This window comes from Dietzia sp. DQ11-71 (genome assembly GCF_014144995.1).
Taxonomy (GTDB): Bacteria; Actinomycetota; Actinomycetes; order Mycobacteriales; family Mycobacteriaceae; genus Dietzia; species Dietzia kunjamensis.
Map to the genome: position 1 here is coordinate 1 of NZ_JAALDT010000070.1, position 6,566 is coordinate 6,566.

The following is a 6,566-nucleotide window of genomic DNA, read 5'->3' on the forward strand; positions in this document are numbered from 1 at the left end:
GGCCGAGGCCGGCGCGGATGAGTGGCGTGCCGCGTGGCACCGCCGCACCGACCGGCACTGATCCACACCTCGGGAACACCCGCCTCCCGCACGCCGCCGACCAGCCCGCCGCCGACCCGCCCACGGGTGCGCCCGGCCGAGGGGTGGTCCTCGCAGTCACCTGCTGAGGGATGTGAGCTCACTCTTAAGTTGACGGCACTCCGTTCGCTGAGCGCACACTCGCCGGGGTCGACGGCTGCCGGTTGATCTTGAGTCGTCGGCGCAGGCAGGCACCGCAATGTTTGCGTCTATCCGCAACTTTCTGGGCCTCACTGATCTGGCAACATTCATCCACAACGTTCCCTGAGTATCGGCCTCGGTGGAGAGGGCCGTTTGGGGTTTCCCTCCATCCCGAAGCGGGGTTGTGGGCCGTCAATGGGTGGGGAGCCGACTCCGTTTTGGATCTCCGGACAACGGCCCTGGCCTCGCCGATTCTCAGTTTCCCGTCAGGGTTCTCTATGCTGGGCCCGTTGTTCTGACAATAAAAGAGAGAAAGGCAGATATGGATTTGCTCGGCTCTCCCGCGCTGAGTGCGACTGCGCTTGTATTGCTACTGCTGCTGTTCTACGGCGGCACCATGGTCATGTCCATGCGGATCGCGCGCAAGGACGAGAACGCTGACAACTACATGACGGCCGGTCACCGGATCGGATTCGGCATCTCGGCGGCGTCGATGACGGCCACCTGGATCTGGGCCTCGTCGATGTACGCCTCGGTCAACTCCGGCTACCTCTACGGTGTGTCGGGACCGATCCACTACGGGCTCTGGGGTGCCCTGATGATCCTGTTCATCTACCCGTTCGGTCGACGCATCCGTAAGGTCGCGCCCCAGGCTCACACCCTGGCCGAGGTCATGTTCGCGCGCCACGGGCGCTCCTCCCAGCTGATGCTGGCCGGCTCCAACATCCTGGGCTCGGTCATCTCGCTGACGTCGAACTTCATCGCCGGTGGCGCCCTGATCGCCATGCTCAGCCCGTTCAGCTTCATGCAGGGCATCATCGTGATCGCCGCCGGTGTGCTGCTCTACACACTGTGGTCCGGCTTCCGCGCCTCGGTGCTCACGGACTTCGCCCAGGTGCTGGCCATGCTCGGCGCGGTCATCATCATCGTGCCGTCGATGTTCTTCTTCCTCGGCGGTGTCGAGGTGTTCTCGAGCGGTGCGGCCAACCTGACCCCGCAGCAGAGCAACTTCTTCTCCTCGGACGCGTTCCTCAACCAGGGCGCGCCCTACATCGCGGCCGTGCTGGCTTACGCGATCGGCAACCAGACCATCGCCCAGCGCCTGTTCGCGGTGCGCGAGGACCTGATCAAGCCGACCTTCATCACGGCGACGATCGGCTACGGCGCCACGATCATCGGCATCGGCATGGTGGGCGTGCTCGCCCTGTACGCGGGTATCGATCCCGTGGACGGCGACCCCAACAACATCCTGCCGCAGGTGGCCGCTGAGTACCTGCCGGGCGTCCTGGTCGCGGTGTTCTTCATCATGATCATCGGGTCGCTCTCGTCGACCGCGGACTCCGACCTGTCGGCCATGTCGTCGATCGCCATGACCGACGTCTACGGACAGAGCCTGCGCAGCAAGGGCAAGGTCCCCAATCCGCGCACGATGCTCATCGTGGGCCGGCTCACGATGGTCCTCGCCACCGCTGCGGCCCTGGTGTTCGCCAACATCCGGTTCAACATCCTGGACCTGCTGGTCTTCGTGGGTGCTCTGTGGGGTGCCCTGGTGTTCCCGGTGATCGCGAGCTTCTACTGGAAGAAGGTCACCAACATGGCCTTCACCGTGTCCGTGCTCGCCGCGCTCGCGGTGTTCCTGCCGACCCGTTTCGGTGCCATCCCGGACAGCGGCGTGCTCGCGTACGGCATCGAGGCGCTGGCGGTGGTCGGCGTGGGCGTGGTGCTCGGGCTGATGGTCTTCGGGTTCTTCGGCCTGCGCCCGGCGCTGGTCGTCGGCGCGATAGCAGCCCTGGGCAGTGCGCCGTTCATCTTCGGCTTCCTGCGTGACTACGACACCCTGACCGCCTCGCTCGTGGCGTACGCGGTGAGCACGATCGTCTGTGCCGCGATGTCCTTCCGTAGCTCGATGGACTTCGACTTCGCCAAGATCGCCGCCCGCACCGCCGACTACGACACCGCCGAGTCGGCGGAGGCCCTCGAGGCGCAGTCCGACGACGACGGCCGCGACCAGAACGTCCGAACCGATGACGACGACGACGACCTCGTCCGCGTCTAGGAAGGAAGGCAGCTGACAATGACACCGATCCTTCTCACGATCTACGTCCTGATCTGGCCCGTCATCGTGGCCGGCGTCCTCGCCGTCCTCGTTCGTGGCTTCGTCAAGGAGGCCGCCGAGGCCAGGCGCGAAGGCGACCCGATCATCTAGGTCGCCACAGAGCTGGCCCGTTGCAGAGCAGAGCCCCCGGTTGGCAGTCGCCTACCGGGGGCTCTGCTCATGCTTGAACCCGGACCACGCCGAGAGCGAGCCTTGGACCGGGCGCGAGTCTCAGGCCAGGAGCGCGGCGTCGACCTCGTCCCACGAGCTGGCGCCGCTCAGCGACATGGTGAGGTCGATCTCGGCGAGCAGGTTGTCGAGCACCTCGCCGACGCCGTGTTCGCCGGCGATGGCCAGGCCGTAGACGTGGGGCCGGCCGATCGTCACCGCGTTCGCGCCGCACGCCATGGCCTTGACGACGTCGGTGCCGTTGCGGACGCCCGAGTCGAGCAGCAGTGTCGGCTCCGGGCCGACCGCCTCGCGGATCGCCACGAGGGCGTCGAGGGTGCCGATCGACCCGTCGACCTGGCGGCCGCCGTGGTTGGACACCATGACCGCGTCGACACCGGCATCGAACGCCTGCCGGGCGTCATCGGGGTGTAGGACGCCCTTGAGGACGATCGGCAGCCTCGTCCGGTCCCGCAGTGTCGCCAGGTGGTCCCAGCTCAGTGCCGGGTTGGAGAACGTGTCGAGGAACGTCTGCACGGCGGCGCGGGTCTCGGGGGCGCGCAGGTTCTCCCGCGTCGAGCCCGGGTGGTTGCGCGCAATCTCAAGCAGTGTGAGCGCCGCCTGCGGGGTGACCTTGACGGCAGCGGCATCGGCATCGGCGTCCGCGGCCGCACCCGCCGCGGCCTCGCGGTCGACCCGCTCGGCGACCAACTGCCGGAAGCGCGGGTCCGAGGTGTACTGCGCTATCCCGACGCCGCGGGTGAACGGCAGCGAACCGAGGTCGAGGTCCCACGGGCGCCAGCCGAGGGTGGTGGTGTCGAGCGTGACGACCAGGGCGCCCGCGTCGATCGCCTCGGCCCGGGCGATGAAGCTGTCGACCAGCTGCTCGTCGCTGCTCCAGTACAGCTGGAACCAGCGGGGGCTGTCCTGCATCGCCGCGGCCGTGGCCTCCATGGGCGAAGAGCCCTGCGAGGAGAGAATGTACGGCAGTCCGCGCCTGGCGGCGGCCCGGCCGACCATGACGTCGGCGTCGCGACGGATGAGTCCGGCGGCGCCGATCGGGGCGACCAGGACGGGCGCGGGGAGCGTCTGTCCAAGCACCGTGGTGGAGATGTCGCGCCGGGAGGTGTTGCGGAGCATGCGTGGCACCAGTCGCCGGCGGTCGAAGGCCTCGCGGTTGGCGGCCATCGTCTGCCCCGAGCCGGCGCCTCCGTAGACGTAGGCCCAGGCCTTCTTCCCGCCGGGTCGTCGCAGGAGCGCGCGGCGGGCGGCGGCTTCGAGCTTCTCGGCGCTGGTCGGTACCGCGGGGGTGATCCCGGAGACGCCGGAGCGGTAGATGATGTTCTGGCGCGCGCGGCCGAGGGTGTCTGTGATGGGGGTCACGAAGTCTGCCGTCATAGCCGTGAGCGTACTGAGGCGTTCGTCGCGTGCGCGGAGGAGGTGCCGCCGGGCGGGTCTACTCCGCGCTTCCGTCGGGCCGGTCGGACTGGTCCGCGCTGTCGACAGGCCGACGGACCATGGCGGTCGAGGACTGTCCGGGAAGCGTCGGCACGGAGCCCACCGCCTCGAACCCGAACCGCTCGTAGAGGCGACGGCTCGCCGGGGTGGTGGATTCGAGGAACGCCAGCGGGTTCGCGGAGTGGTCGACGACCCTCAGGCGGTGCTCCAGCAGTGCTGATCCGACGCCCTTGCCGCGGGCCTGGGGACCGGTGCCGATGTCGCGGATGTACCAGTGCGGTTCGGTGGGTCGGTAGGCCTCGATCTGGAGGGTGTGCCGTGCGCCGCGGCCCAGGGGGAGCCGGCCCAGCGTCCACAGGGCCGCACCGGAGATCGCTCGCCGGGCGGTGCTCAGAGCGCCGGGCGCGGCAGGGGGCTGCCACAGGACCGCGCCGACGACGCGGCCGTCGTCCATCGCGGCGTCGACCCACTGGGGGTGTCGCCGCACCCGGCGGAGGTAGTACGCGGTGAGTTTGGTGTGCCGGGTCTCGTCCTCGGGCAGCGTGACCGACCATGCGGGGTCGTCGCGGAACGCCTCGCTGAGGATGCGGGCGATCGCGGGCGCGTCGGCGCGTGTGGCGGTTCGGACGGTGACCATGGGCGGGCTCCTGGCGGGTGCGGGTCTGGTGCGGCGTCGGGCTCTTACGTCAGGTGCGCCGTGGTCAGACAGGTGAGGTCGTCGTCGCCGGTGGCGATCGGCACTGTCGAGGACTTCCCGTCGTGCTCGACTGTGAGGGTGCCGGTGAGGTCGCGGGGGAGCCACAGGCCGACGAACCCGTTGTCGTAGGCCGTGCGGGTCTCGTCGACGACCGTCTGCCCCGCCTCGTCGGTCACGGTGATGTCGACGGGCTCGCCGGCCATCTCGCCGAGGCAGGTGGTCAGACTGTGGAAGAGACAGTCGTGGGTCTGGTCCTCGTAGGGCGCGACGGCGAGGTAGAAGTGCTCGTCCGGCATCGGCAGGGTCGCGATGGAGCCGCCGGCGGTGTCGGTGAGGACGAGCTCGGTCGGCTGGACCGAGGCGAGGAGGGTGGTGGGGCGCTCGGCGACGGGCATCGTGTCGAGGTGCTCGATCACCCCGCGGGCGTCCATGTCGGCCAGCCCGTACTGGTCGAGGATCTCGGCCGCCGCGACCTCGCTCGCCTCGCTCTGGTTCTGTCCGCTGTGGTCTTGTCCGCTGAGGCTCTGGTCCGCCTGGTCCGATTGTGTGGTGCCACAGGCGGAGAGGGTGAGCCAGCTCGCGGTGACGACCGCGGCGAGGGCCCGGCGACGGAAACGAGGGGTGGTGGTCATTGCTGGGCGGGCTCCTTGTCGGGTATCACGCTGTCGGGTATCACGCCGTCGGGTGTCGCGTGGCCGGTCAGGCCTCACATCGCCGCGAGCATCTCACGCATGCGCGCGATCTCCTGCTGCTGGGTGTCGATGATCGACCGGGCCAGGTCGACGGTCGGCTGATAGGTACCGTCCGATACCTCCCCTTGTGCCATGTCGATGGCGCCCTCGTGGTGGGCGATCATCTGCTCCAGGTACAACCGCGCGGCGTCGGTGCCCTCGGCGTCGAACAACTGCTGGAGCTCGTCGGCGGAGAGCATGCCGTCCATCATCGACATGTCGTTGCCCATCACGGGCATGCCGCCGCCGTGACCCCGGTGGCCGTCGCGCGGGCCGGGCGGTTGTCCCCACTGGTCGAGCCAGGCCGTCATCTGATCGATCTCGGGAGCCTGTTCGGCCTTGATCTTCTCGGCGAGGGCGGTGATGTCGGCGGGGATGTCGGATTTGGCCAGGATGATGTCGCTCATCTCGATCGCCTGCTCGTGGTGCGGGATCATCATCCGCACGAACATCACGTCGGCGGCCGAGCGCTCACCCTCATCGGCGGGAGCGTCGGCGCCGGGTTCGGGCGGAGCGTTCGTGCCGGACTCCGCGCTGGCGTCGGCGGCGGTGCCGGCCGGGGCAGTCGCGGTCTCGCCCCCGACCCCGCCCCCGGCGCAGGCTGTCAGGGTCAGCGCGGACGCGGCCACGGCGGCGGAGACCAGGAGCGTCGTGCGGGTCATGGCGGGTGTCCTCTCTTCGGGGATCGGTAGGCGTGCTCAGCCCAGGGTATGCAGAACCGCGAGTCCGAGCGCCCCGCACGCCGCGGCGACGAGAAGTGAGGCGAGCGTGCCGATGATGAACCGCTCGCTCACCGCCGGGTTCTCGCGGATCTCGGGGTAGCGGCCGAGGGCCTTGATGGCCACGACCACCGCGGCGAGTTCGAAGCGTCCGGCGAGGATGGCGGCGGTGAGGCCGACGCGTTCGAGGATGCCGATCCACATCCCCCCGCGCAGCACCTCGCGGACAGCCGGGGCGGGGTCGTCGCGGCGGCGCACCACCGGAGTCCGCGTGTCGCCGCTGACCTCGACGGTCGGGGGTTCTGGCACCCGCGCCGAGCGCAGGACGAGCGACGCGATGGGAGAACCGAGCGCGGCGGAGGTGATCAGGCTCAGCGCGACGACGATCGCGACGAGGGTCCAGTCGGGCCAGCTGCTCATCGGTCTGCCGTCCCGCGCCCGCCGTCCGCGGCCTTCCCGCGCTGGCCGCTCGCCGGGCT

Annotated in this window: 7 protein-coding genes; 2 read left to right on the top strand and 5 right to left on the bottom strand. The window is 69.4% G+C overall.

All coding sequences use genetic code 11. The features are described from left to right. Nucleotides 1–541: 541 nt before the first annotated feature. Both G6023_RS02855 and G6023_RS15860 read left to right on the top strand, forming a co-directional pair. Nucleotides 542–2,275, top strand: a complete 1,734-nt coding sequence (locus G6023_RS02855; protein ID WP_119192143.1) for a sodium:solute symporter family protein — start codon at nt 542–544, stop codon at nt 2,273–2,275. An 18-nt stretch (nt 2,276–2,293) separates the two neighbouring features. After that, nucleotides 2,294–2,425: a putative transporter small subunit gene (locus G6023_RS15860; protein WP_096907137.1), complete on the top strand. Its 132-nt coding sequence runs from the start codon at nt 2,294–2,296 to the stop codon at nt 2,423–2,425. 120 nt (nt 2,426–2,545) lie between these two features. On the opposite strand, the gene G6023_RS02860 is transcribed toward G6023_RS15860, so the two are convergent. The 5 genes from G6023_RS02860 to G6023_RS02880 form a co-directional block, all read right to left on the bottom strand. Next, entirely contained in the window at nt 2,546–3,880 is a 1,335-nt protein-coding gene (locus G6023_RS02860) for an alpha-hydroxy-acid oxidizing protein (protein ID WP_182634036.1), read from the bottom strand. Nucleotides 3,881–3,938: 58 nt separating this feature from the next. After that, nucleotides 3,939–4,577 (bottom strand): GNAT family N-acetyltransferase, encoded by a 639-nt coding sequence (locus G6023_RS02865; RefSeq protein WP_182634037.1) that lies wholly within the window; start codon nt 4,575–4,577, stop codon nt 3,939–3,941. Nucleotides 4,578–4,621: 44 nt separating this feature from the next. Further along, the gene (locus G6023_RS02870) at nt 4,622–5,269 is read right to left on the bottom strand and encodes a CueP family metal-binding protein (RefSeq protein ID WP_182634038.1); all 648 of its coding nucleotides are present in this window, start codon (nt 5,267–5,269) and stop codon (nt 4,622–4,624) included. 74 nt (nt 5,270–5,343) lie between these two features. Further along, entirely contained in the window at nt 5,344–6,030 is a 687-nt protein-coding gene (locus tag G6023_RS02875; RefSeq protein WP_182634039.1) for a DUF305 domain-containing protein, read from the bottom strand. Nucleotides 6,031–6,066: 36 nt separating this feature from the next. Beyond that, a partial coding sequence (locus G6023_RS02880; RefSeq protein ID WP_241727638.1) for a hypothetical protein occupies nt 6,067–6,566 on the bottom strand: 500 nt, incomplete at its 5' end.